The organism is Variovorax sp. NFACC27, from assembly GCF_048301545.1.
Classification (GTDB): Bacteria; Pseudomonadota; Gammaproteobacteria; order Burkholderiales; family Burkholderiaceae_C; genus Variovorax; species Variovorax gossypii.
This window is the reverse complement of record NZ_CP157613.1, coordinates 6,304,480-6,327,411: the sequence shown is the minus strand read 5'-3', so window position 1 is coordinate 6,327,411 and position 22,932 is coordinate 6,304,480. Positions and strand designations below refer to the sequence as shown.

Below are 22,932 nucleotides of genomic sequence, written 5' to 3'. Positions count from 1 at the left end.
ATGCCGGTGTTCCACAACTACTTTCAAAGCAAGGAATCTCCGTGAAGAAAAGTCTCGTCGCCAGCGCCGCCCTCGGCGTTCTTTCCCTGACCCTCGCCACCGGTGCGCTGGCCCAGGGCGCCGCAACCGCCGCCTGCGCGCCGGCAGACGAAGCGCAGATCGGCGCGCTGTTCGACCGCTGGAACAACTCGCTGCGCACGCTGGACCCGGACAAGGTGGTCGCCAACTACGCGCCCGACGGCGTGCTGCTGCCGACCGTGTCGAACCAGCCGCGCACCAATCCGGCGGAAATCCGCGACTACTTCGTCAAGTTCCTCAAGAGCGAGCCGCAAGGAAAGATCGACAAGCGCATCGTCAAGATCGGCTGCAACGTGGCGCAGGACGTCGGCACCTACACCTTCCGCTTCAAGGACGGCGGCACCGTGCATGCGCGCTACACCTACGTCTACGAGTGGGTGAACGGGCAGTGGCTGATCGCGCATCACCACTCGTCGGCGATGCCCGAGGCGCGCGCGCCGAAGAGCTGATCGGCATCGACGGCACCCGGGCTCGAGTCGACCCGGCCCGGGTGTCGGCCGCGACTTACTGCGCGGCGACCTTCACGAACACCGGGTTCGAATAGAACCAGAGGTCGCTGTAGTTGCGTGCGTTGATGGCGTTGAAGCGCGCCACGTTGTCGGTGCCGGTGGTCTGCGCGTCGAACAGCGGCTCGCCGCCGGCAGTTTCGTTCGGCACGTCCGTTCCCAGGTTCGTGCCGCGCAGGCGGAAGTACTGGTTGTTGCCGGCCTTCACGGTGTAGCTCACGGCGAAGTAGCCGTCGGCGTCGAGCTTCCAGTCGCTGCGGGTGAAGCGCTTGAGCACGCGGGTCGACGGGTTCGTGTCGCGCGAATAGCCCGGCGTGCCCGGCAGCTCGGGGCCGGTCACGTCGCCCGCGATCAGGTCGATGTGGTCGACCACCGGCTTCACGTTGGCGAAGATGCCGCTGCCGAGCTGGTACTCGAAGTTGTTGCGCTCGGGGCTCTTGAAGCGGATCGTGATCTTCAGGTCTTCGCCCGTCCTGGCCGCCACTTCCGAGCCCATCTCGCCGGAGGCCTTGGCGCTCTGCACCTTGAAGTCGAGCGCGTCGATCAGGCCGCCGTTCACCGCGAAGAGCTTGCCCGAGCGCATGGCCGCGAGCAGCGACTTCGGATCCTTGACGTCGCCCCACAGGTGGTTCTTCGCGTACTCGCCCGGCGCGTAGCCGCTGCTGTACTGGCCTTGCGAGACGGTGAAGTGATAGTCGGAGTCGGCCACGTTCCAGATGCGACGGCCTTCGGACAGCAGAGCGTCCCAGGTGCCGCCGAGCTTGGCGACGAGGTAGTCGACGCCGCCGTAGGTGCGCGAGGGCAGGTTGGCCGGGATGTAGGCGCTGTTGTAGCCGCCGCGGTCGGGCTCCATCTGGTTGCCGACCATGCCTTCGAGCGAGAACACGATGTTCGGCGCGAGGTCGTTCATCTCGCGCAGCTGGGCGATCGTGTACTTGCCGGGGTTGCGTGACGGGTGGTTGACCTGCAGGTAGCTGGTGTCGGGGTAGTTCTTCTTGAGCCAGGCGATCGCGGCCATGGTTTCGGCGTGCGTGTTGTAGCCGGTGCCGGCCTTCGGGCCCCAGGCGGCGACGTCGGCGGCCGGGAAAAGCGCGGGGTCGCGGTTGGTGAAGAGGTACTCGAACTGGCTCGCGGCCTTGAGCGCGGCGTCGGACATCGGGTTGTCGGTCAGGATGCCGACGTTGCCGTGGTCATGCGACGGCATGTCCCATTCGAAGGCCGCGAAGATCGTCTTGTCGGCGTACTTGCCGCTGGCCTGCAGCGCCTTGATGCGGGGCACCTGGTACTTGGCCATGCCCTCCGAGAACGGAATCTGCGTCGCCAGCTTGTTGCCGGCGTTGTCATAGGAAGACAGGCGCAGGTGATCGGACAGCGCCGCCCAGTCGAGCCCGAACTGGTCGAAGGCCTTGGCCAGCACCTGGTCGAGCGTGGAGATCTGCTGCGTGTCGTCCGATTGGATCGTGTGGATGTGCAGGTCGCCCACGGTCCAGCGGCCGGCCGGTGCGGCGGGGCCGGGATCGGCGGCGGGTGTGGGAGCGGGCGCGACGGCAGGCGGAGTGCCGGTTGCCACGGGAAAGAAGGCCGGGCCGCTGGAGCTTCCGCCGCCACCGCAGCCGGCCAGCATGAGCGTGCCGACGGCGAGGGTGGAGAACAGCGAGCGGCGGAACGGGAGGGGAGTCGGGCGAACGATCGGAAGGGTAGGCATGGCGGTCAAAAAATGACGCGCACCTGAAGTGCGCGTGTCCTGGAAAGCCGCCGAGTCTGGAGGGGGGCGATGACGCTTCCATGAAATTGGAACGAAAGTTCGTTGTTTTCATGCCCATCGGAGAGATGTCGGTGGGCTTGCCGGGCCGGGGAGGCGTGCCCTCTATAAACTGTGCCCCTCCCATGATTCCCAGCGCGCCCGCAACTTCGCTTACCGCGTCCGTCGACGATGAGATGCTGTCGCGCATGGTGCGCACCGACCAGATGGTGGCGGTGCGCCGCAGCGTGCTGGCGGCCATTCCCATCAACGTGGTGCTGAGCTGCACCGCGGCGCTGGTCGCGCTCCACGCCGGTCGCGCCTTCGAAGGGCTGATCTGGCTGCTGCTTTCGCTCGCGCTGAACGGGGTGCGCAGCTACATCAGCCGCTGGCCTTTCGCGCCGTGGCCCGGCGTTGCGATCGAAAGCGGCGTCGCCACCTCACCGGACGGGCGCCCGGTCGAATGGCATCTGCGGGCCGCCGCTTTCATGGCCGGGGTGTCGGGCTGCGTGTGGGCGCTCATCCCGCTGCTGTGCGACGGCTACTCCTCGCCGCAGGCGGTGTTCTACCTGACGGTGGTGTGCGGCATCTGCGCGGGCTCCGTCACCTACGGCATCGCCTATGCGTTCGTGCCGATCAGCTTCATCACGCCGGCGCTGCTGTCGGTGGCGGGCTGCCTCGTCTTCGCGGGCGGCTTCGACAATCTGAGCCTGGCGGCCATGGTGCTGCTGTATCTCGGTGCGCTGGTGCGCGGCGCGGTGCACAGCGACAGGGCCTTCCGCGAAGGAAGCCGCATCCGCAACGAAGCCACCGCCATGGCCACCCAGCTGCGGATGGCGCACGCGAAGTCGCTGGACGCCGCGCAGCAGCTGGCTTTTCGCGCCTCGCACGATTCGCTCACCGGCCTGCTCAACCGCGAAGGCTTCACCGAGGCGGCGACGCTGCACATCACGGTGCCCGACGGCCGCCAGCACGGCCTGCTGCTGCTGGACCTGGACGGCTTCAAGGCCGTGAACGACGCCTTCGGCCACAAGGCCGGCGACCGCGTGCTGCAGGACGTGGCCTCCTGGCTGCAGCGCGAGACCGCGGACATGCAGGCCGTGCTCGGCCGCTGGGGCGGCGACGAATTCGCGGTGCTCTACTGCCTGCGCGACGAGCGGCAGGCGCCAGCGGCGATCGCCCAGGCGCTGATCCGCTCGATCTCCTTCGCCACGTCGCACTACGGCGGTCACCTGGGCGTGAGCATCGGCATCTCCGTCTCGGGCGAGGCGGGCTTCGCCGACATGATCAGCTTCGCCGACGAGGCCCTGCATGAGGCCAAGCGCACCGGACGCAACCGCTACCAGGTCTTCGACAACGCGCTCAACCAGCGCCTGGCCACGCGCCGGGACGTGGAGCGCGACCTGCTCCAGGCCATCGGGGCGCGCGACATCGGCGTGTGGTACCAGCCGATCATGACCAGCGACGGTCGGGAGGTGCACAGCCTCGAGGCGCTGATGCGCTGGAACCACCCGCGCCACGGCCACATCGCCCCGGAAGACGTGATCCACGCAGCCGCGAGCACCGGCGTGGCCGAGCCGCTGCTGCGGCACCTGGTCGACGAGGTCTGCCGGGGCATGCGCCAGCTGGAGGCGGCGGGCTCGAGCCTGGCGAGCGTGCCGGTGGCGATCAATGTCTCGCCGCGCGAGATGGCGCAGCTCGCGGTGGACGACATCGTGCTCGGAATGCTGAAGCTGCGCGGCATCGCGCCGCGCCGGCTGCAGATCGAGATCACCGAGGAGGTGGCGCTCGACACCCATGCCACGCGCGGGCGGCTGAGCGCGCTGTCGGCCGCGGGCGTGGTGATCGTGGTCGACGACTTCGGGGTGGGCTTCTCGTCGCTGGCGTCGCTGCGCAGCGAGTACGTGCGGCAGGTGAAGATCGACCGCAGCTTCATCCTCGACCTCTCGTCCTCTCCCGGCAACGAGGTGCTGGTGGACTCCATCGTCCAGCTCGGCCACTCGCTGGGCGTCCAGGTGGTGGCAGAGGGTGTGGAGACGCAGGCCGAGCTCGACGTGCTGCGCCACCTGGGCTGCGGGCTGGTGCAGGGCTATCACCTGGCGCGGCCTGCGCCGCTGGCCGATGTGATGGCGTGGGCCGCCGCGCGTTCGGCGACCGCCCACGCCAGGGTGGGCTGAGGATCCCAGCCCCGGCCGGTCAGGCCAGCAGGTCGCTGAGCGTGCGCGCGATCACCTTGGTGGCGCGGCGCAGGTCTTCGAGCACCACGCGTTCGTCGCTGCGCTTGGCGTGCGATTCGAGCACCGTGCGCGGCCCCGCGCCGTAGATCACGCCCGGAATGCCGGCCTCGACGTACAGGCGCACGTCGGTGTACAGCGGTGTGCCCATGGCCTTGATCGGCTCGCCGAAGAGTTCGCCGCCATGCTTCTGGATCGCGTCGACCAGCGGCTTGTTGCCCGCCAGCGGCTTCATCGAGTTGGCCAGCAGCAGGCGCTTGATCTCGACCGTGATGCCTTCGCTCTCGGCTGCCGCGTCGGCGATCACCTTGCGGATGGTGGCTTCCACTTCCACCGGGTTCTCCTCGGGGATCATGCGGCGGTCGAGCTTGAACACCACCTTGCCCGGAACCACGTTGGTGTTGGTGCCGCCCTCGATGCGGCCGACGTTGAGGTACGGGTGCGTGATGCCCTCGACCTTCGACGTGACCTGCTTGTAGAGCGTGTTCTGCGCGTACAGCGCGTTCAGGATCTTCGTCGCGCCCTGCAGCGCGTCGATGCCGGTGGCCGGCACGGCGGCGTGGGCCATCTTGCCGTGCACCGTCACTTCCATCTGCAGGCAGCCGTTGTGGGCAGTGACCACTTCGTAGCTGAAGCCGGCCGCGATCATCAGGTCGGGCTTGGTCAGCCCCTTTTCGAGCAGCCAGCCCGGGCCCAGGATGCCGCCGAATTCCTCGTCGTAGGTGAAGTGCAGTTCGATGCTGCCCTTGGTGGGCTTCGCGACTGCTTCCAGCGCGCGCAGCGCGAAGGTGAAGCTGGCGAAGTCGCTCTTGCTCACGGCTGCGGCGCGGCCGTAGAGGCTGCCGTCGACGATCTCGCCGCCGTAAGGGGCGTGCGTCCAGCCTTCGCCGGGAGGCACCACGTCGCCGTGTGCGTTCAGCGCCACCGTGCGGCCGCCGTTGCCGTACTTGCGGCGCACGATCAGGTTGGTGATCGACTCGAGGCCGTAGTCCTTCACTTCCTGCGCGGGCACGGCGTGCTTCTCGGCCTCGAGGCCGAAGTCGTTCAGCAGCTCGGCGGTGCGCTCGGCGTGCGGCGCGTTGTTGCCGGGCGGGGTGTCGGTGGGCACCTGCACCAGTTGCTGCAGGAATTTCACTTCCTCGTCGAAGTGGGCGTCGATCCAGGCGTCGAGCTTTGCGTAATCGGTCATGATTTTTTTCTGTGAATCAGTGGGCTTGTTCGGTGGCGAGGTTGTCCAGCAGGAGCTGGAAGGCCTGCACGGCGAGCTGGATGTCGTCGTTGGTGCTCGATTCGAGCGGGTTGTGGCTGATGCCCGAGTTGATGCCGCGCACGAACAGCATCGCCTGCGGCATCACCTCGTGCAGCTTCATGGCGTCGTGGCCGGCGCCGCTGGGCATGCGGAAGAGCGGAATGCCCAGCGCGTCGACTGCCTTCTCCCAGCGCTGCTGCCACGCAGGCGCGCTGGGCGCGGCGGCGGCGCGCATGGTTTCCTCGAGCTCGTAGCGCACGCCGCGGCGCTCGCAGATGTCCTTCAGCGCGGCGACCACGTCGGTGGCCAGCGCGTCGCGCTGCGCGTTGTTGGGCGCGCGCAGGTCGAGGCTGAACTTGCAGCGTCCCGGCACCACGTTGATGGAGCCGCTGGGCACTTCGAGCATGCCGACGGTGCCGACCGAGTCGCCGTCCTTCGCCGCGCGCTGCTCGGTGTAGAGGATCAGCTCGGCCACGGCCGCTGCCGCGTCGCGGCGGCGGTCCATGGGCGTGGTGCCGGCGTGGCTGGCCATGCCGATCACTTCGCCCACGTAGCGCACGCTGCCGTTGATGGAGGTGACGATGCCCAGCGGCAGGTCGAGCTCGGTGAGCACCGGGCCCTGCTCGATGTGCACCTCGACGAAGCCCAGGTAGCGCGCCGGGTCGCGCTGGATCTTCGGGATGTCTTCCTGCTTCAGGCCCGCGTGCTGCATGGCCTCGCGCATGGTGACGCCGTCGGCGTCCTTCTGGTCGAGCCAGCGCTGGTCGAAGTGGCCGATGAGCGCGCCCGAGCCCAGGAAGGTCGCCTTGTAGCGCTGGCCTTCCTCCTCGGCGAAGCCCACCACCTCGAAGGCGAAGGGCAGGCGCTTGTTCTGGCGCTTGAGTTCGCGCACGCAGGCCATCGGCACGAAGATGCCGAGGCGGCCGTCGTACTTGCCGCCGTTGCGCACGGTGTCGTAGTGCGAGCCGGTGAGAAGGGTCTTGGCGTCGGGCGTCGCGCCAGAACCTTCGATGAAGCCTGCGGCTTCATAGCGGCCGACCACGTTGCCGACCGCGTCGATGTGCACCGAGTCGAAGCCCACGTCGCGCATCCAGCCCGAGATCTGCGCGGCGCAGGCGCGGTGCGCGTCGGTCAGGTAGGTGACGGTGAGCTGGCTCTTCTCGGCATAGCCGGGGTCGGTGTGCACCGAGAGCTGCTCCTGCCAGTCCCATACGTCGTTGCCGAGCGCAATGTTGGCGGCGAACTTGTCGTCCAGGCGGATCTCGGCGATGCGATGGATGTTGCGCAGTGCCTCGCCGAGTTCGAAGTCGGGGTGGTTGTGCAGCCGGCGCGCGAAGGTCTCGATGATCTCGCGCTTGGCCAGCCCCGTACCGCGCGGGCCGCGCACCGCGAGGATGAAGGGAAAGCCGAACTTCGCGTTGTAGTCGGCGTTGAGCTGCTGGATCTTCGCGAACTCCTCGGGCGTGCAGTCGGTCAGGCCGGCCTTGCTCTGCTCGTTGGTCGATTCGGCCGTCAGCGTCTTGCTGACCATGGCCTTGCCGGCGAGCTCGGGGTGGGCGCGGATCAGGCCGATCTGCTCGTCGGCCGACGAACCGGCCAGCGCCTGCACAAGCGCGTGCTTGAGGTGCGCGAGCGAGCGGAAGGGGCGAGCGGCGAGGGCGCGCTCGGCGATCCAGGGCGAGTGCTCGTAGATGCCGTCGAGCAGAGCGACGGCTTCGGCCGGTGCTGCGGCGTTGAGTTGGGCGATGGTGAGGCTCACGATGCGGCTCCTGCTTCGAAGGGGTGCGCCTGCTTCCAGTGGCGCGCGATGTCGACGCGGCGGCAGACCCACACCTTGTCGTGCTTTGCGATGTGATCGAGGAAGCGCTGCAGCGCGGTGATGCGTCCGGGCCGCCCGAGCAGGCGGCAGTGCATGCCGATGCTCATCATCTTCGGGCTGTTGTCGCCGGCGGGGTCGCCTTCGGCATAGAGCGCGTCGAAGGTGTCCTTCATGTACTGGAAGAACGGATCTGCGTGCGAATAGCCCTGCGGCAGCGCGAAGCGCATGTCGTTGCAGTCGAGCGTGTAGGGCACGATGAGCTGCGGCACCACGGTGCCGTCGGTCTTCTGCACCTTCATCCAGAAGGGGAGGTCGTCGCCGTAGTAGTCGCTGTCGTACTCGAAGCCGCCGTAGTCGGCCACGAGGCGTCGGGTGCGGGGGCTGTCGCGGCCGGTGTACCAGCCCACCGCGCGCTCGCCGGTGAGCTTCTCGATGGCTTCCATGCCAAGGCGCATGTGCTCGCGCTCGGTGGCTTCGTCGATGTTCTGGTAGTGGATCCAGCGCCAGCCGTGGCAGGCGATCTCGTGCCCCAGCTCCTTGAAGGCGGCGGTCAGCTCGGGGTAGCGTTCCAGCGCCATCCCCACGCCGAACACGGTGAGCGGCAAGCCGCGCTTCTCGAACTCGCGCAGGATGCGCCACACGCCGGCACGCGAGCCGTACTCGTAGATGCCTTCCATGCTGATGTGCCGGTCGGGAAAGCTCGCCGGGTTGAACATCTCGGAGAGGAACTGCTCGGAGCCCGCATCGCCGTGCAGCGTGGCGTTCTCGCCGCCTTCCTCGTAGTTCAGCACGAACTGCACGGCGACGCGCGCGCCGCCGGGCCATTGCGCATGGGGCGGGTTGCGGCCGTAGCCGATCAGGTCGCGCGGGTAGGGCAGGGTGGAGTCGTAGACGGTCATTGTGTGGATCAGGACAGCGCCAGCGAGATGTCGTTGGTCGGGACCTTGCGGTCGAAGGTGAGGTTGGCCTCGACGTGCTCGAGGTGTTCGGTCATGAGGCGCACGGCGCGCTCCTCGTCGCGCGCGGCCAGCGCCTTCACGATGTCGGCGTGCTCGTCGTTGGAGTGCTCGGCCGCGCTGGCGCTCTGGTACATCAGCGTGATGAGGGCGCAGCGCGAGATGAGCTCGCCCAGGATCTGCGCCAGCACCTGGTTGCCCATGAGCTCGGCCATGCGCACGTGGAAGTCACCGAGCAATTCGGTACGGCCGGATATGTCTTCGCCCGACACGGCGGACTTCTCGAGCGCCACGTGCTCCTTCAGCGCCTTGATCTTGGCCGGCGTGACGGTGCGAACGAACTCGCGCGTCATCTCGGCCTCGAGCATGCGGCGCACCGCGAACACCTGCTTGGCCTCGTCGACCGCCGGCGCGGCCACGAAGGCGCCGCGCGCGGGCTCGAGCCGGATGAGCTTGTTCTGCGAGAGCTGGAACAGCGCTTGGCGCACCAGCGTGCGCGAGACGCCGAAGTGATCGGCCAGCTTCTGCTCGGCCAGTTTGGTGCCGGGCTGAAGCCTGTGCTCGACGATGGCCTTCGTGAGGGCATCGACGATCGAACGGGTGGTGGAGGACTCCATGTTTTTCATGATAGACCCAAAGCCGGTAACTGTATACACTTTTGTCCACCGGAATTTCCCGCACCCACCGATCCGACTCTTTCGGACTTCCAAGGAGAGCCCCATGGGCCTGAGCACTCACGTACTGGACACGATGCATGGCGGCCCCGCGGCCGGCATGGAGGTCGCGCTCTACACCACCGACGGCGAAGCCGCCACGCTGGTGAAGCGCTTCACGCTGAATTCGGACGGCCGCAGCGAGGGGCCGCTGTACGACAACAACTCGCTGAAGGTCGGCACCTATCGCCTGGTGTTCGACGTGGCCGGCTACTTCAAGACCCTCGGCGTCAAGCTGCCGGAGCCGAACTTCCTGAACAAGGTCTCGCTGGACTTCGGCGTGGCGCACACCGACCAGCACTATCACGTGCCGCTGCTCGTGAGCCCGTGGAGCTATTCCACGTACCGCGGCTCCTGAGGTCAGTCCCCTTGTTGCTGGCCTTCTGTCAGTGTGTCGAGCTGGAAGCGGCCGCTCTCGTCCCACAGCCAGGTGTCCGTCCAGGTGACGGTGCCCAGGCGCGTCGCCGGCGGGAAGGGCGAGGCCTTCAGCACCATGCGCTCGATCTCGGCGATGACTTCGGGCGCGTGCTTGGGTGCGCGCAGCCAGCGCATCGATCGCACCTTGCCGCCCGCGTCGATGTTCACCTCGAGGGTGCCGACGGCGTAGAGCACCGGGGGCAGCTGGCCCTTGTAGATGTGCGAGCGGTTGGTTTCGTAGATGTGGCGCGCCGCGTCGCGGCGGTAGTCGCGTGCGGTCGACGCATTCGAGGTGCGCGGCACGGGGCCTGCGCCGACGTCGCCGCTGGCCCCGCTCAATTGGCCGGGCACCGACCCGGTGGAGCCGCAGCCGGCGAGCCAGAGGGCCGAAAGAACAGAGGCTGCAAGGGCGAGGCGGCGAGGCGTAAGCTGGCGATTCATGGCCGGGTTTATACCGTGAGTCCTTGCATGCCCGGCAACCGAAGGTGTCACGAGCAATGAGCGGTGCGGTCGATCAACTGCTGGCACGTCTGCGTCATGAAGACGGCGTGCTCGTGCGCGTCGAGTCCACGCAGGGCTCGGCGCCGCGCGAGGCCGGCACCTGGATGGCCGTGTGGGCCGACGGGCTCACGGCCACCATCGGCGGCGGGCAGCTCGAATTCCAGGCCACGAAGGAAGCGCGCGACATGCTCGCCGGAACGCGCAAGCCCTTCGACGGCATCCAGCGCTATCCGCTCGGGCCCAGCCTGGGGCAGTGTTGCGGCGGGGTGATGTTCCTGTCGTACCAGCGCATCACCGTGGCCGATGCGCCGGCGTTGCAGCGTGAACTGGTCGCGCAGCTCAAGCCCGTGGCACTCTTCGGCGGTGGGCACGTGGGCGCGGCGCTGGCCCGCCTGCTGTCGGCGCTGCCGTTCTCGGTGCGCTGGATCGACAGCCGCGATGGCGTTTTTCCAGACGAACTGCCCGCGCAGATCGACACCGAGCATTCCGAGCCCGTGCAGGACGCCGTGGCCGCGCTCGTGCCGGGCAGCCGGGTGCTCATCATGAGCTTCAGCCATGCCGAAGACCTGGACATCGTCATCGCCTGCCTCAGGCGCCTGCGCGAGCGCAACGACCTGCCCTACGTCGGGCTGATCGGCAGCAAGACCAAGTGGGCCACCTTCAGCCATCGGCTGGAGGCGCGGGGCTTCACGGCCGACGAGCTGGCCCGCATCACCTGTCCGATCGGGGTGCCCGGCATCACGGGCAAGGAGCCCGAAGTGATCGCCGTGGCGGTGGCGGCACAGTTGTTGCAATCGCTGGGCTGAACAGGGTTTTCCCGGCGGTCGCGCCTGAAAAAACCGCCCCGTCCCTTGCCAAAACTGTATACACTTTCGGTCCACAACAAGCCGCAGCGGAGCGAGGCCCATTTGTCCATGGAGCCTGCGTTCGCGGCACTTTCTCTGCTTACAGCGCCCGCGGTGGTGAGCAGGCTGAAACCCTTTCCCGGCGCCCCCACGCGCCGGGCGGGTTGCGCAGATGTGAAGGAACCGTAGCGAGCGACCCGAGGTCGCGTCGAGGACCGCAACCGTACCCAGGTACGGTGAGGACCGCAGATGCGAGATCGGGACGCGCAGTAGGTTCATTCACATCTGATGAGAGAGAAGCATATGGAAAGCTATTACCTCGACTGGGCCAACCTGCTGCTGCGCTGGGTCCACGTCATCACCGCCATCGCCTGGATCGGCGCCTCCTTCTACTTCGTGATGCTGGACAACAGCCTCGAGAAGCCGCAGGACCAGGAATCGCTCGACAAGGGCGTGGGCGGCGAGCAATGGGCCGTGCACGGCGGCGGCTTCTACAACATGCAGAAGTACGCGCTGGCGCCCAAGAAGCTGCCGGACCACCTGCACTGGTCGTACTGGGAGAGCTATTCGACCTGGATCACGGGTTTCACGCTCTTCACGATGTCGTACCTGTGGAACGCGAGCACGTACCTCATCGACAAGTCGAAGATGGACTGGCAGCCCGGCGCCGCCATCGGTGTGGCGCTGGCCTTCTTCGTCGTGTTCTGGATGGTCTACGACGGCATCTGCCAGATCTTCGGGCGCCGCAAGCACGGCGACACCATCGTCGGCGTGCTGATCGCGATCTTCATCGCCTTCGCGACATGGCTGGCCTGCCAGTGGTTCGCGGGCCGCGCGGCCTTCCTGCTCGTGGGCGCCATGATGGCCACGACCATGAGCGGCAACGTGTTCTTCTGGATCATCCCCGGCCAGCGCAAGAACGTGGCGGCGCTGCGCGAAGGCAAGCCGGTGGACCCGGTGCACGGCCAGCGCGGCAAGCAGCGCAGCGTGCACAACACCTACTTCACGCTGCCGGTGCTGTTCGCGATGCTGAGCAACCACTACAGCTTCGCCTACACGCACAAGTACAACTGGATCGTGCTGCTGCTGATCATGCTCGGCGGCGCGGCCATCCGCCAGTTCTTCGTGGTGCGCCACCGCTTCAAGCTGGGCAACGCGGGCAATCCGCTGCCCTATGCGCTGGTGGGCATCGTGGTGCTGGGCCTGACCATCGTCTGGATGAAACCCGAGCCCGTCGCCGCCCCCGCGGTGGCGGCCGCGGCGCCGGCGGTGCAGTACAAGGACGTGCAGAAGGTGCTGGAGCAGCGCTGCTTCATGTGCCACGGCGCCGCCGTGCAGATGAAGAACGTGCGGGTCGATTCGCCCGAGCAGGTGACAGCGCATGCGCAGGCGATCTACCAGCAGGTGGTGGTCACCAAGATCATGCCGATGAACAACGCCACGGGCATCACCGACGAAGAGCGGGCCCTCATCAGCCGCTGGTTCCAGGCCGGCGCAAAGACCAACTAGTCAGATAGAAGAAGTTGACCGGCGGCAAGGGGGCGGGTCACGGTCCGCAGCACAATCGCCGGATTGGAGACAAAGCAGCAATGACGACCGCATCGACCCCATCCTTCGGCCCCGCCCCCGATCCGCGCGAAGCCCCGCGCGCCTTCCTTGAACATCTCTACCGCGTGGCGGTGGACCGCGCGCTGCCGCTGTCCACGCTGGGCCCCCATCTGCCGCCGCCGCCCAAGGGGCGCACGCTGGTGCTGGGCGCGGGCAAGGCCGGCGGCTCGATGGTGCAGGCGCTGGAGGCCCTGTGGCCGGCCGATGCGCCGCTCTCGGGGCTGGTCGTCACGCGCTATGACCACATTCCGCCGCGCCCCGAAGGCGTGCCGCAGCGCATCGAGCTCGTCGAGGCCGCGCACCCCGTGCCCGACGCTGCGGGCCAACAGGCCGCCGAGCGCATCCTCGCGCTGACGAAGGGCCTCACCGCCGACGACCTCGTGCTGTGCCTGATTTCCGGCGGCGGCTCGTCGCTGCTGGTGCTGCCCGCCGAGGGGCTGACGCTGGCCGACAAGCAACGCATCAACAAGCAGCTGCTCGAAAGCGGCGCCGGCATCGGCGAGATGAACTGCGTGCGCAAGCACCTCTCGCGCATCAAGGGCGGCCGGCTGGCCGCGGCATGCGCGCCGGCCCGCGTGGTGACGCTGACCATCAGCGACGTGCCCGGCGACGACCCGGCCGTCATCGCCAGCGGCCCGACGGTGCCCGACGCCACCACCTGCGCCGACGCGCTGGCCATCCTCGACCGCTACGGCATCGAGGTGCCCGCGCCGGTGCGCGCCCGGCTCGAGAGCGGCGAGCTCGAAACGCCCAAGCCCGACGACGCAGTGTTCGAGGGCCACGAGACGCACATGATCGCCACGCCGCAGCAGTCGCTGGAGGCGGCGGCCAAGGCGGCGCGCGAGGCCGGCATCGAGGCGCATATCCTCAGCGACGAGATCGAGGGCGAGTCGCGCGAAGTCGGCAAGGTGCACGCGGCGCTCGCTCGCGCCGCCGCGCATCGCGGCCAGCCGTTCGCGCGGCCCTGCGTGATTCTTTCCGGTGGCGAGACCACGGTGACGATCCGTCCGCGCCAGCCGGGCCAGGCCAAGGGCCGGGGAGGGCGGGCCGGCGAGTTCTGCATGGGACTGGCGGGCGCGCTCATGGGCCAACCCCAGGTGTGGGCCCTGGCCGCGGACACCGACGGCATCGACGGCGTGGAGGACAACGCCGGCGCCTTCGTCACGCCCGACACGCTGGCGCGTGCCGGTGCGGCGGGAAAGAAGTTGTCGGACCACCTCGACCGCAACGACGCATATGGCTACTTCGACGCCATCGGCGACCTGTTCGTGACGGGGCCGACGAACACCAACGTCAACGACTTCCGCGCGCTGCTGGTGCTCTGAAGCAAGGGGCCGCGGGAGAGGGCTCCCGCTGCCGCTACTCCTTCAGCACCATGTCGATGCACATCACGGCCGCCACGATCAGCAGCCGGCGCTGGTCGTTGGCCGGCACGCCCGGGTCGATCGACAGCATGTAGTTGTCGGCGGAGGTGAAGAGCTCCTTGCCCAGCCCCGCCCATTTCTTCGACACGGCGGCAAGCTCGGCGCTGCCCTGCACGAAGCGGAAATCCCAGCTGGTCCACTTGCCCTTGAGCGTGCAGGCGACCTGCTCCTGCGCATCGAGCACGTCGAACTTGCCGCCGATGGAGAAGAACTTCTGCTTGAAGAAGCCGACGACCCGGTCGCTCTCGTCGAGAACCTCCACCTTCGACAGGAAGATGGAAACGCCGCGCCTGACCGACAGCACCTTCTGCCCCTCGGGTGTCGACACCACCACGTTGAAGGGCGTGAAGCGCTTGTAGTCGGTGAAGCGCAGCAGCTTGCTGAAGAAGCCGAGGTCCGGCTCGCGGCACTCCAGGATCTTCTGCTGCGAGTGCGGGTCGAAGATGTCGTAGTTGTTGGCGGCCTTGAAGATGCCGACGTGTTCCTTGATGAAAAACAGGTTGTTGCGCAGCGCCGCGTGCATGGATTTCCCTCGTCCTCTGTGTGTTGGAGTGGCGGGATTATGTTCGGCGTGCATGACGGCCCCAGCCGCCGCCCGTAGCCGCCGGCGGACGGGGTTTGCGAACTCGGGTTAATCTATGCCCCCGGCGGTCCCAGGGCCGCCATTTGTCGACAGCGCACTCCCCCGGGGTGCCGCGCCGGACACCCAGATTCCCCTTTCAATCTCCAGTCTTCGAAGGAAAAGTTCGCCATGACCTACATCGACACCCGCCTGCTGATCGACAACGAGTGGGTCGACGCCACCGGAGGCAAGACGCTGGACGTCGTCAATCCCGCCACCGGCAAGGCCATCGGCAAGGTGGCGCATGCCAGCATCGCCGACCTCGATCGCGCCCTGGCCGCCGCGCAACGCGGCTTCGAGACCTGGCGCAACACCCCCGCCAACGAGCGCGCCGCCGTCATGCGCCGCGCAGCGGGCCTGATCCGCGAACGCGCTCTCGAAATCGCCAAGCTGCTCACGCAGGAGCAGGGCAAGCCGCTGGGCGAAGCCAAGGTCGAGACGATGGCCGCCGCCGACATCATCGAATGGTTCGCCGACGAAGGCCGCCGCGTCTACGGCCGCATCGTGCCCTCGCGCAACCTGGCCGCGCAGCAGCTGGTGCTGAAGGAGCCGCTGGGCCCCGTCGCCGCGTTCACGCCCTGGAACTTCCCGATCAACCAGATCGTGCGCAAGCTCGGTGCCGCGCTGGCCACGGGTTGCTCGTTCCTGGTGAAGGCTCCCGAGGAAACCCCGGCCTCGCCCGCCGCGCTGCTGCGCGCCTTCGTCGACGCGGGCATCCCTCCCGGCGTGGTCGGCCTGGTGTTCGGCAACCCCGCCGAGATCTCGAACTACCTGATCGCCCACCCGATCATCCGCAAGGTCACCTTCACGGGCTCGACTCCGGTCGGCAAGCAGCTGGCCGCGCTGGCCGGCCAGCACATGAAGCGCGTGACGATGGAACTCGGCGGCCATGCCCCGGTGATCGTCGCCGAAGACGCCGACGTGGCGCTGGCCGTCAAGGCCGCCGGTGCCGCCAAGTTCCGCAACGCGGGCCAGGTCTGCATCTCGCCGACCCGCTTCCTGGTGCACAACAGCCTGCGCAACGAGTTCGCGAGCCTGCTGGTGAAGCACGCCGAAGGCCTGAAGCTCGGCGACGGCCTCGCAGAAGGCACCAACATCGGCCCGCTGGCCAATGCGCGCCGCCTCACGGCCATGGCCTACGTGCTGGAAGACGCCCGCAAGAAGGGCGCCACGGTCGCCACCGGCGGCGAGCGCATCGGCGATGCCGGCAACTTCTTCGCGCCCACGGTGCTGACCGACGTGCCGCTGGACGCCGACGTGTTCAACAACGAACCCTTCGGCCCCATCGCCGCCATCCGCGGCTTCGACACGCTCGATGAAGCGATCGCCGAAGCGAACCGCCTGCCTTTCGGCCTGGCCGGCTACGCCTTCACCAAGTCGATCAAGAACGCCCACCTGCTGAGCCAGAAGCTCGAACTGGGCATGCTGTGGATCAACCAGCCCGCCACCCCGTCGCCGGAAATGCCGTTCGGCGGCGTGAAGGATTCGGGCTACGGCTCGGAAGGCGGCCCCGAGGCGCTCGAGGCCTACCTGAACACCAAGGCGGTCTCGATCCTCGGCGTCTGAGCCCGCTTGGGCTCAATCACTCCTCGGCTGTGGCATTCCAGAAGGCCTGCTGTACGCCGTCGAGTGCTTCCAGATCCTCGATGACACGGTCGAGCTCCGCGGGCTCGACCGCCGTCGCATAGAGCGTCGCGCCGATCTCGGTGTCGGCCGGCCCGAAGGGGTGCTGGTCGACATCGCGCACCGGATAGTTCGCGGCCTCGAGCAGCAACAGCAACTGGTCCAGTACCTCGGGCCGCGCCGCGCGCGAGCAGATCACGCGCACCACGTACGTCGCCTCGCTGGCTTCCTCGCTGATCGGCTGGCGGTTGATGCGGTTCACCACGGGCCGCAGCAGCGTGTTGCTGGCCAGCACGAAGAGCGCCGCTATCAGCGCCTCGCCCAGCAGGTCGGCACCCGCGCAGGCGCCTACCGCCGCCGACCCCCACAGCGTTGCCGCAGTGTTCAGCCCCGTGACGTTGGCACCTTCCTTCATGATTGCGCCCGCGCCCAGGAAGCCGATGCCCGACACCACATAGGCCACCACGCGCACCGCGCCGCCGCTGCCATCGAGCCGGTAGGCCATGTCGACGAACACCGCCGCGCCCACGGCCACCAATGTGTTGGTGCGCAGGCCGGCCGTGCGCTGGCGTATCTGGCGCTCCAGGCCGATCACCGAGCCGAGGATGAACGCAGCCGCGACGCTGACGAAGGTGTCGAGCAACGAGAGCAGGTTGATGTTCTGGATGGCTTGCATCGATGGATTCCTTTTTCTTGTGATGCCTCAGTTTGCAGTCGCCGGGTGTCATGTGCGTGTCATGAAGTTCACGACACCCCGAGCGCTCACTGCCACCCATACCGCCGCGCATACCACCCCTTCACGCCTTGCGTCAGCAGCGCATAGCCCAGCAGCATCGCCACCAGCCACGGGAAGTACATCAGCGGCAGCGCCTGCAGCTTGAAGTAGTGCGACAGCGGCCCCATCGGCAGCCAGATGCCCACGGTGGCGATCGCGGCGCCCATGATCAGCAGCGGCCATGCGGCGCGGCTTTGCAGGAACGGGATCTTGCGGGTGCGGATCAGGTGCACGATCAGCGTCTGCGACAGCAGGCCCTCGACGAACCAGCCCGACTGGAAGAGCGTCTGGTGATCCACCGTGTTGGCCGCGAAGACGAACCACATGACCGTGAAGGTGAGGATGTCGAACACCGAGCTCAGCGGACCGAAGAACACCATGAAGCGGCCCAGGTCGGCCGGGTTCCAGCGCTGCGGGCTCTTGAGGAACTCGTCGTCCACGTTGTCGAACGGGATCGCGATCTGCGACACGTCGTACAGCAGGTTCTGCACCAGCAGGTGCAGCGGCAGCATCGGCAGGAATGGCAGGAAGGCGCTCGCCACCAGCACCGAGAACACGTTGCCGAAGTTCGAGCTCGCGGTGAGCTTGATGTACTTGAGCATGTTCGCGAAGGTGCGGCGGCCTTGAATGACGCCTTGCTCCAGCACCATCAGGCTCTTCTCGAGCAGGATGATGTCGGCCGATTCCTTGGCAACGTCCACCGCGCTGTCCACCGAGATGCCGATGTCCGCGGCGCGCAGCGCGGGCGCGTCGTTGATGCCGTCGCCCATGAAGCCCACCACGTGCCCGTTGGCATGCAGCGCGTGCACGATGCGCTCCTTGTGCGCGGGCGTGAGCTTGGCGAACACCTGGTGCGCCTCGACCACCAGCCGCAGGTCGACGTCGACCATCTCCTCGATCTCGCCGCCGAGGACGATGCGGCCGACTTCCAGGCCCACGTCGGCGCAGACCTTGCGCGTGACCAGTTCGTTGTCGCCGGTCAGCACCTTCACCGCCACGCCGTGCTCGGCCAGCGCGCGCAGGGCGGGGGCGGTGGATTCCTTCGGCGGATCGAGGAAGGCCACGTAGCCGAGCAGCGTGAGTCCCGACTCGTCGGCCACGCCGTAGGCCGGCTTCTGTTCCTCGACCTTCAGCGAACGGCTGGCCACGGCCACCACGCGCAGGCCCTGGGCGTTGAGCTCCGACGCCACGCTGTGGATGCGCGCCAGCACGTCGGCGTCGAGCGACAGCACTTCCGCGCCGCGTTCGACCGAGGTGCACACAGACAGGATCTCTTCCAGCGCGCCCTTGCAGATCAGCAGGTGCTCGCTGCCGCCGTTGGCCACCACCACCGACATGCGGCGGCGCGAGAAGTCGAAGGGCACTTCGTCGATCTTGCGATAGGCCGTCTGCAGGCGTGTCTCGAGCTGCATCTCGGCGTGGCTCAGCACGGCCTTGTCGAGCAGGTTCTTCAGGCCGGTCTGGTGAAAGCTGTTGAGGTAGGCCAGCTGCAGCACGTGGTCGGACTGCTCGCCCCATGCGTTGGTGTGGCGCTCGAGCACGATGCGGTCCTGCGTCAGCGTGCCGGTCTTGTCGGTGCACAGCACGTCCATCGCGCCGAAGTTGTGGATGGCCTCGAGCCGCTTCACGATCACCTTCTGGCGCGACATCACGACCGCGCCCTTGGCCAGCGTGGCGGTCACGATCATCGGCAGCATCTCGGGCGTGAGTCCCACCGCGATCGACAGCGCGAACAGAGCCGCCTCCCACCAGTCGCCCTTGGCCACGCCGTTGATCACCAGCACCAGCGGCGCCATCACCAGCATGAAGCGGATCAGCACCCAGCTCACGCGGTTGATGCCGGCCTGGAAAGCGCTGGTGCCGCGGTCGGCTGCAGTGACGCGCTGCGCCAGCGCGCCGAAGAAGGTGCGGTCGCCCGTGTGCACGATCACCGCGGTGGCGGTGCCGCTGATCACGTTGGTGCCCATGAAGAGCAGGTTCTCGCGTTCGAGCACGCCCGCTGCATGGTCGCCGCGATCGACCACGAACTTCTCGACGGGCATGGCTTCGCCCGTCAGCGCCGACTGGCTGATGAACAGGTCTTTCGCCGTGATCAGCCGGCAGTCGGCCGGGATCATGTCGCCGGCGGAGAGCGCGATCACTTCGCCGGGCACCAGGTCGCGCATCGGCACCTCGACGCGCAGCGTGCCGGCGTGCGTGGTGTCGAAGCCCTCGTCGCCGGCCGTGCCCGCCTTGTGGCCCGGCGCGGGGCGCAGCACGGTGGAGGTGTTGCTCACCATCGCCTTGAGCCGGTCGGCGGCCTTGTTGGAGCGCGACTCCTGCAGGAAGCGCAGCACCGTCGACAGCACCACCATGCTGCCGATGACGAGCGTGGCCTTCATGTCCTCGGTGACGTAGGAGACCAGCGCCAGCACCGTCAGCAGCAGGTTGAACGGATTGCGGTAGCACTGCCAGAGGTGCTGCCACCAACGAAGCGGCTGCTCGTGGCGAACTTCGTTGGCGCCAAGGCGCTTGCGCAGCACCTGCGCATGGCCCTCGCTGAGGCCGCGCGGCGAGCTGCCGAGCCTGACGAGCATCTCGCCGGCATCGGTGCGCGAGGCTGCGTTCAGCGCCTTCGCGATGTCGGGCGGCATGCTCACGGAGCCGGTTCCGACGGGCTTCGAGCCCAGCAGCGTCTGCCAGCGCTCGAAGTGGTGCAGCATGTGGCGGCTGCGCAGGAAGCTTTCGAAAAAGGACTTGAGGACGTTCTTCATGGTGTTCTCCTTCGGGGCGGCCGCCACTGCCGCCCGCCCAAGGAGAACCCCGGCGCATCAATCAGCCTGCCGGGAGCAACCCCTTGAGAGGCGCGGCAGCGGACCGCGTCTTTGTTGGAATCGATATGGACGAAGGGGGCGCGCTATGGCGCCAACAAGAGGCGGGATCCATGGTGTGCTCCTGGGTTGCTTGCAGGTTGATGGAGAAAGAAGGGCTGCCGGTCGCGGCTCAGCGACGGGGCGTGCAGGTCGGCTGGAGCAGCAGGAAGCTGCGGATGCGGCGCGTGGTCCAGAGCGCCGCGGCCTGGTCGAGCGCGGCATCGACGACGGGGGCTGCTTCCGCCGCCGCTACTGCGGGAGCGGACGCAACCACGTGGGCCGACGGACGAACACGCTGTTCGTGCGGCTGACGACGAAGATGAAAGTGACGCATGACAAGGCTCCTTCGCACAGAAGGGCCTCGCGCACGGACGCACGCAAGCTGACTGAAATAGTCAGTGACGAGAACGACGGGGATCGGGAGGAGGAGAGCCTCTTGCCGCAAGGGCGAGAGGGTCACGCTGTGTGCACACCGACGGCACGCAGCGCGGGAAGCCTGCGCTAGAGGGCCGGATGTGTCACGCCTGCCGAGGCACGCGTCTTGTCACTGATCCAACTGGCACTGTCCACGCACGGGGCTCCGAAATGAAGATTTCCGGATTGTTGCACCGCGGCATGGGAGCGTCAACCCGCGGGACGGTGTTTTACGATGCGATTCAGAGGCTTATTGCCTCAATGTTGCGATTGGACCGCAACATTCGACGCGAACCTTTCAATCTGCATTCAATTCGATGAAGACACCGTCAGTCTTGTTCATCTGCACCGGCAACATCTGCCGCTCCCCCACAGCCCACGTGCTCCTCATGCACAAGGCCCGCGCAGCCGGCTTCGAAATAGATGTCGACAGCGCAGCCATCTCCGACGAAGAGCGCGGCAACCCACCCGATCCGCGTTCGGTGGCAGAGGCAAGGCGCCGCGGCATCGAGATGCACGCTCATTGCGCGCGGCAGGTCCGCAAGTCCGACTTCGATCGCTTCGACCTGATCATCGGCATGACCGCCCAGCATTGCGCCGCCCTGCGCAGGCTCGCACCCGCCGGCGCGGCCGGCAAGATCCACCTGTTCACCGAGTACGCCGACGGCATCGAAGGCGACGTGCCTGACCCGTGGTACGGCGGGCAGAAGGATTTCGTCGAGGTCTTCGACCTGATCGACCGGTGCGTCGACGGCCTCCTCGCAAGGCTGCGGGCCGAAGCACGCTGAGCCTCTGCCGCTACTCGCAGAGCACCCGTATCGAAGGCGGAATCGCCACCGCCCGGATCCCTCCGCCTTCGCGCTTCGCGCCGAAGATGCGCACCTCCTCGCACTCGAGAATGAGGTCGTCCCCGCGCGTCACGCGGTAGGTCTGCACGAAGCTCTTCTCGCGCCACTCGGTGATGCGCACCGCGATCTGCAGCGTGTCGCCGTAGCTCGCGGACTTCACGAAGCGCGTGTGCGTGTCGACCAGCGGCGTGCCGATCACGCCCAGCGTCTGCGTGGTCTCTTCCCAGCGCGGCACGCCGCACTCCGCGAAGAAGTGGCGCGATGCCGCGTCGATCCAGCGGAAGAAATTGGGAAACCAGACGATGCCGGCGGGGTCGCAGTCGCCGAACTCGACGCGTACCGTGTAGACGACTTCCTTGTTTGCGGTTGTGCTCGTATTGCTCATCAGCCCATTCTCGTCGGCAGCCACAAGGCAATGATGGGGAACGCGATGAGGATCACCAGCCGCACGATGTCGGTCACGATGAACGGCAGCACGCCCTTGAAGATGGTGGTGAAGCTCACGTCCTTCACCACGCTCTTGATGACGAACACGTTCATGCCCACCGGCGGATGGATCAGCCCGAGCTCCACGGTCATCACGATGATCACGCCGAACCAGATGGGGTCGAAGCCCAGGTGCACGATCACCGGATAGATGATGGGCACCGTGAGGATGATCATCGCCATCGCGTCCATCAGGCAGCCCAGCACCAGGTACATGAGCATGATGAGCGCGAGCACGCCATAGCGGCCGATGCCCAGCCCGGTGAGGAATTCGGTGAGCTTCTGCGGGCTCTGCGCGATGGTGAGAAAGTAGCCGAACAGCAGCGCGCCGATCAGCACCGTGAACACAGCCGCCGCCGTGCGCGTGGCCGACAGCAGCGCCTCGCGGATCTTCGGGCCGTCGAGCTTGCGCCGCACCAGCCCGAGGATGAACGCGCCGCTCGCGCCCACGCCGCCCGCCTCGGTCGGCGTGAAGAAGCCGCCGTAGAGGCCGCCGATGACGAACACGAAGAGCACCAGCGGCGCCCACACGTTCTTCAGATCCTTCAGGCGTTCCGACCACGGCTTGACCTCGCCGCCGGGCAGCCAGCCGGGCCGCGTCTTCACGATGACCGCGATGGTCAGCACGTACATGGCCATCGCGAGGATGCCCGGCACGATGCCCGCCATGAAGAGCTTGCCGATGTCCTGCTGCGTGAGGATCGCGTACACCGCGAGCACGGTCGAGGGCGGCAGTATCGCGCCCAGCGTGCCGCCCGCGGCGATCACGCCGGTGGAGAACGACTGCGGATAGTTGAAGCGCCGCATCTCCGGATACGCCACCGCCGAGAAGGTCGCGGCCGTGGCAACCGACGAGCCGCAGATAGCGGCGAAGCCGCCGCATGCCACCACGGTGGCCACGCCGAGCCCGCCGCGCAGGTGGCCGATCATCGAGTTCGCGGCCTTGAAGAGCTCGCGGCTCACGCCCGACACCGACACCAGCGCGCCCATCAGCATGAACATCGGGATCACGCCGAAGGTGTAGTCGGTCACGGTGCGCATGGAGGTCTGGCCGACCAGCTTCAGCGCCGGGCCGGGCCCGACGAGGTAGCTGTAGCCCACCACGCCCACCAGCCCCATCGCCATGCCCACCGGCACGCGCAACAGCATCAATGCAAAGAGGGCGACAAAGCCCAGGATGGCAACTGCGTCCGGATTCATTGAAAAACCTCCGTGCTTCGC

General features: G+C 67.3%; 20 protein-coding genes. 8 read left to right on the top strand and 12 right to left on the bottom strand.

Features of this window, described 5'->3' with window-relative positions:
* Positions 1–41: 41 nt before the first annotated feature.
* Complete coding sequence (locus ABL840_RS29570; protein ID WP_093199723.1) at positions 42–527, top strand: SgcJ/EcaC family oxidoreductase; 486 nt, start codon at positions 42–44, stop codon at positions 525–527.
* A 55-nt stretch (positions 528–582) separates the two neighbouring features.
* Here ABL840_RS29570 and ABL840_RS29565 read toward each other — a convergent pair whose 3' ends face one another.
* Positions 583–2,289: an S-layer protein gene (locus tag ABL840_RS29565; RefSeq protein ID WP_093305552.1), complete on the bottom strand. Its 1,707-nt coding sequence runs from the start codon at positions 2,287–2,289 to the stop codon at positions 583–585.
* Positions 2,290–2,471: 182 nt separating this feature from the next.
* Between ABL840_RS29565 and ABL840_RS29560 the strand changes: the two genes are divergently transcribed.
* Positions 2,472–4,502 (top strand): putative bifunctional diguanylate cyclase/phosphodiesterase, encoded by a 2,031-nt coding sequence (locus tag ABL840_RS29560; RefSeq protein ID WP_093199729.1) that lies wholly within the window; start codon positions 2,472–2,474, stop codon positions 4,500–4,502.
* 19 nt (positions 4,503–4,521) lie between these two features.
* On the opposite strand, the gene ABL840_RS29555 is transcribed toward ABL840_RS29560, so the two are convergent.
* Genes ABL840_RS29555 through ABL840_RS29540 form a run of 4 tightly spaced genes read right to left on the bottom strand, consistent with a single transcriptional unit; the run spans position 4,522 to position 9,209 of the window.
* Entirely contained in the window at positions 4,522–5,748 is a 1,227-nt protein-coding gene (locus tag ABL840_RS29555; protein WP_093305550.1) for a M20 family metallopeptidase, read from the bottom strand.
* Positions 5,749–5,764: 16 nt separating this feature from the next.
* Positions 5,765–7,567, bottom strand: a complete 1,803-nt coding sequence (uraD, locus tag ABL840_RS29550) for a 2-oxo-4-hydroxy-4-carboxy-5-ureidoimidazoline decarboxylase (protein WP_093305549.1) — start codon at positions 7,565–7,567, stop codon at positions 5,765–5,767.
* A complete protein-coding gene (gene puuE / locus ABL840_RS29545; protein ID WP_093199740.1) occupies positions 7,564–8,526 on the bottom strand; it encodes an allantoinase PuuE in 963 nt (320 codons plus the stop codon). The genes uraD and puuE overlap by 4 nt, the downstream gene beginning before the upstream one ends.
* 8 nt (positions 8,527–8,534) lie before the next feature.
* On the bottom strand, positions 8,535–9,209 hold the full coding sequence (locus ABL840_RS29540) for a GntR family transcriptional regulator (RefSeq protein ID WP_093058863.1): 675 nt from the start codon (positions 9,207–9,209) through the stop codon (positions 8,535–8,537).
* 94 nt (positions 9,210–9,303) lie between these two features.
* Between ABL840_RS29540 and uraH the strand changes: the two genes are divergently transcribed.
* The gene (uraH, locus tag ABL840_RS29535; protein WP_093305547.1) at positions 9,304–9,654 is read left to right on the top strand and encodes a hydroxyisourate hydrolase; all 351 of its coding nucleotides are present in this window, start codon (positions 9,304–9,306) and stop codon (positions 9,652–9,654) included.
* A gap of 2 nt (positions 9,655–9,656) precedes the next feature.
* Here the strand turns inward: uraH and ABL840_RS29530 are convergent, their stop codons facing one another.
* A complete protein-coding gene (locus ABL840_RS29530) occupies positions 9,657–10,154 on the bottom strand; it encodes a hypothetical protein (protein ID WP_093305544.1) in 498 nt (165 codons plus the stop codon).
* A 56-nt stretch (positions 10,155–10,210) separates the two neighbouring features.
* Between ABL840_RS29530 and xdhC the strand changes: the two genes are divergently transcribed.
* From xdhC to ABL840_RS29515, 3 genes are all read left to right on the top strand, one after another.
* Positions 10,211–11,020, top strand: coding sequence for a xanthine dehydrogenase accessory protein XdhC (gene xdhC, locus ABL840_RS29525; protein ID WP_093305542.1), 810 nt, complete (start codon positions 10,211–10,213; stop codon positions 11,018–11,020).
* 342 nt (positions 11,021–11,362) lie between these two features.
* On the top strand, positions 11,363–12,568 hold the full coding sequence (locus ABL840_RS29520; protein ID WP_093199753.1) for a urate hydroxylase PuuD: 1,206 nt from the start codon (positions 11,363–11,365) through the stop codon (positions 12,566–12,568).
* An 80-nt stretch (positions 12,569–12,648) separates the two neighbouring features.
* Positions 12,649–13,992: a glycerate kinase type-2 family protein gene (locus ABL840_RS29515; RefSeq protein ID WP_093199755.1), complete on the top strand. Its 1,344-nt coding sequence runs from the start codon at positions 12,649–12,651 to the stop codon at positions 13,990–13,992.
* 34 nt (positions 13,993–14,026) lie between these two features.
* Here the strand turns inward: ABL840_RS29515 and ABL840_RS29510 are convergent, their stop codons facing one another.
* Positions 14,027–14,614 (bottom strand): phospholipid scramblase-related protein, encoded by a 588-nt coding sequence (locus tag ABL840_RS29510; RefSeq protein ID WP_093199758.1) that lies wholly within the window; start codon positions 14,612–14,614, stop codon positions 14,027–14,029.
* A gap of 228 nt (positions 14,615–14,842) precedes the next feature.
* On the opposite strand from ABL840_RS29510, the gene ABL840_RS29505 reads away from it, so the two are divergent.
* Positions 14,843–16,279, top strand: a complete 1,437-nt coding sequence (locus ABL840_RS29505; RefSeq protein WP_093199761.1) for an NAD-dependent succinate-semialdehyde dehydrogenase — start codon at positions 14,843–14,845, stop codon at positions 16,277–16,279.
* A 16-nt stretch (positions 16,280–16,295) separates the two neighbouring features.
* On the opposite strand, the gene ABL840_RS29500 is transcribed toward ABL840_RS29505, so the two are convergent.
* The 3 genes from ABL840_RS29500 to ABL840_RS29490 form a co-directional block, all read right to left on the bottom strand.
* Complete coding sequence (locus ABL840_RS29500; protein WP_093199763.1) at positions 16,296–17,012, bottom strand: MgtC/SapB family protein; 717 nt, start codon at positions 17,010–17,012, stop codon at positions 16,296–16,298.
* A gap of 86 nt (positions 17,013–17,098) precedes the next feature.
* Entirely contained in the window at positions 17,099–19,864 is a 2,766-nt protein-coding gene (gene mgtA, locus ABL840_RS29495) for a magnesium-translocating P-type ATPase (protein WP_093305540.1), read from the bottom strand.
* A gap of 229 nt (positions 19,865–20,093) precedes the next feature.
* Positions 20,094–20,297, bottom strand: a complete 204-nt coding sequence (locus ABL840_RS29490) for a hypothetical protein (RefSeq protein WP_093305538.1) — start codon at positions 20,295–20,297, stop codon at positions 20,094–20,096.
* A 397-nt stretch (positions 20,298–20,694) separates the two neighbouring features.
* On the opposite strand from ABL840_RS29490, the gene ABL840_RS29485 reads away from it, so the two are divergent.
* A complete protein-coding gene (locus tag ABL840_RS29485; protein WP_093305536.1) occupies positions 20,695–21,165 on the top strand; it encodes a low molecular weight protein-tyrosine-phosphatase in 471 nt (156 codons plus the stop codon).
* A gap of 10 nt (positions 21,166–21,175) precedes the next feature.
* On the opposite strand, the gene ABL840_RS29480 is transcribed toward ABL840_RS29485, so the two are convergent.
* Both ABL840_RS29480 and ABL840_RS29475 read right to left on the bottom strand, forming a co-directional pair.
* The gene (locus ABL840_RS29480) at positions 21,176–21,610 is read right to left on the bottom strand and encodes an acyl-CoA thioesterase (RefSeq protein WP_093305535.1); all 435 of its coding nucleotides are present in this window, start codon (positions 21,608–21,610) and stop codon (positions 21,176–21,178) included.
* Positions 21,610–22,911: a TRAP transporter large permease gene (locus ABL840_RS29475; RefSeq protein WP_093305533.1), complete on the bottom strand. Its 1,302-nt coding sequence runs from the start codon at positions 22,909–22,911 to the stop codon at positions 21,610–21,612. The genes ABL840_RS29480 and ABL840_RS29475 overlap by 1 nt, the downstream gene beginning before the upstream one ends.
* Between the last annotated feature and the right edge of the window lie 21 nt (positions 22,912–22,932).

Excerpts from the sequence above, each read along its gene's own strand:
- ABL840_RS29565 (WP_093305552.1), bottom strand. The coding sequence starts at position 2,289 with ATGCCTACCCTTCCGATCGTTCGCCCGACTCCCCTCCCGTTCCGCCGC.
- ABL840_RS29560 (WP_093199729.1), top strand. The coding sequence starts at position 2,472 with ATGATTCCCAGCGCGCCCGCAACTTCGCTTACCGCGTCCGTCGACGAT.
- ABL840_RS29555 (WP_093305550.1), bottom strand. The coding sequence starts at position 5,748 with ATGACCGATTACGCAAAGCTCGACGCCTGGATCGACGCCCACTTCGAC.
- puuE (WP_093199740.1), bottom strand. The coding sequence starts at position 8,526 with ATGACCGTCTACGACTCCACCCTGCCCTACCCGCGCGACCTGATCGGC.
- ABL840_RS29540 (WP_093058863.1), bottom strand. The coding sequence starts at position 9,209 with ATGAAAAACATGGAGTCCTCCACCACCCGTTCGATCGTCGATGCCCTC.
- uraH (WP_093305547.1), top strand. The coding sequence starts at position 9,304 with ATGGGCCTGAGCACTCACGTACTGGACACGATGCATGGCGGCCCCGCG.
- ABL840_RS29530 (WP_093305544.1), bottom strand. The coding sequence starts at position 10,154 with ATGAATCGCCAGCTTACGCCTCGCCGCCTCGCCCTTGCAGCCTCTGTT.
- xdhC (WP_093305542.1), top strand. The coding sequence starts at position 10,211 with ATGAGCGGTGCGGTCGATCAACTGCTGGCACGTCTGCGTCATGAAGAC.
- ABL840_RS29520 (WP_093199753.1), top strand. The coding sequence starts at position 11,363 with ATGGAAAGCTATTACCTCGACTGGGCCAACCTGCTGCTGCGCTGGGTC.
- ABL840_RS29515 (WP_093199755.1), top strand. The coding sequence starts at position 12,649 with ATGACGACCGCATCGACCCCATCCTTCGGCCCCGCCCCCGATCCGCGC.
- ABL840_RS29510 (WP_093199758.1), bottom strand. The coding sequence starts at position 14,614 with ATGCACGCGGCGCTGCGCAACAACCTGTTTTTCATCAAGGAACACGTC.
- ABL840_RS29505 (WP_093199761.1), top strand. The coding sequence starts at position 14,843 with ATGACCTACATCGACACCCGCCTGCTGATCGACAACGAGTGGGTCGAC.
- ABL840_RS29500 (WP_093199763.1), bottom strand. The coding sequence starts at position 17,012 with ATGCAAGCCATCCAGAACATCAACCTGCTCTCGTTGCTCGACACCTTC.
- mgtA (WP_093305540.1), bottom strand. The coding sequence starts at position 19,864 with ATGAAGAACGTCCTCAAGTCCTTTTTCGAAAGCTTCCTGCGCAGCCGC.
- ABL840_RS29490 (WP_093305538.1), bottom strand. The coding sequence starts at position 20,297 with ATGCGTCACTTTCATCTTCGTCGTCAGCCGCACGAACAGCGTGTTCGT.
- ABL840_RS29485 (WP_093305536.1), top strand. The coding sequence starts at position 20,695 with ATGAAGACACCGTCAGTCTTGTTCATCTGCACCGGCAACATCTGCCGC.
- ABL840_RS29480 (WP_093305535.1), bottom strand. The coding sequence starts at position 21,610 with ATGAGCAATACGAGCACAACCGCAAACAAGGAAGTCGTCTACACGGTA.
- ABL840_RS29475 (WP_093305533.1), bottom strand. The coding sequence starts at position 22,911 with ATGAATCCGGACGCAGTTGCCATCCTGGGCTTTGTCGCCCTCTTTGCA.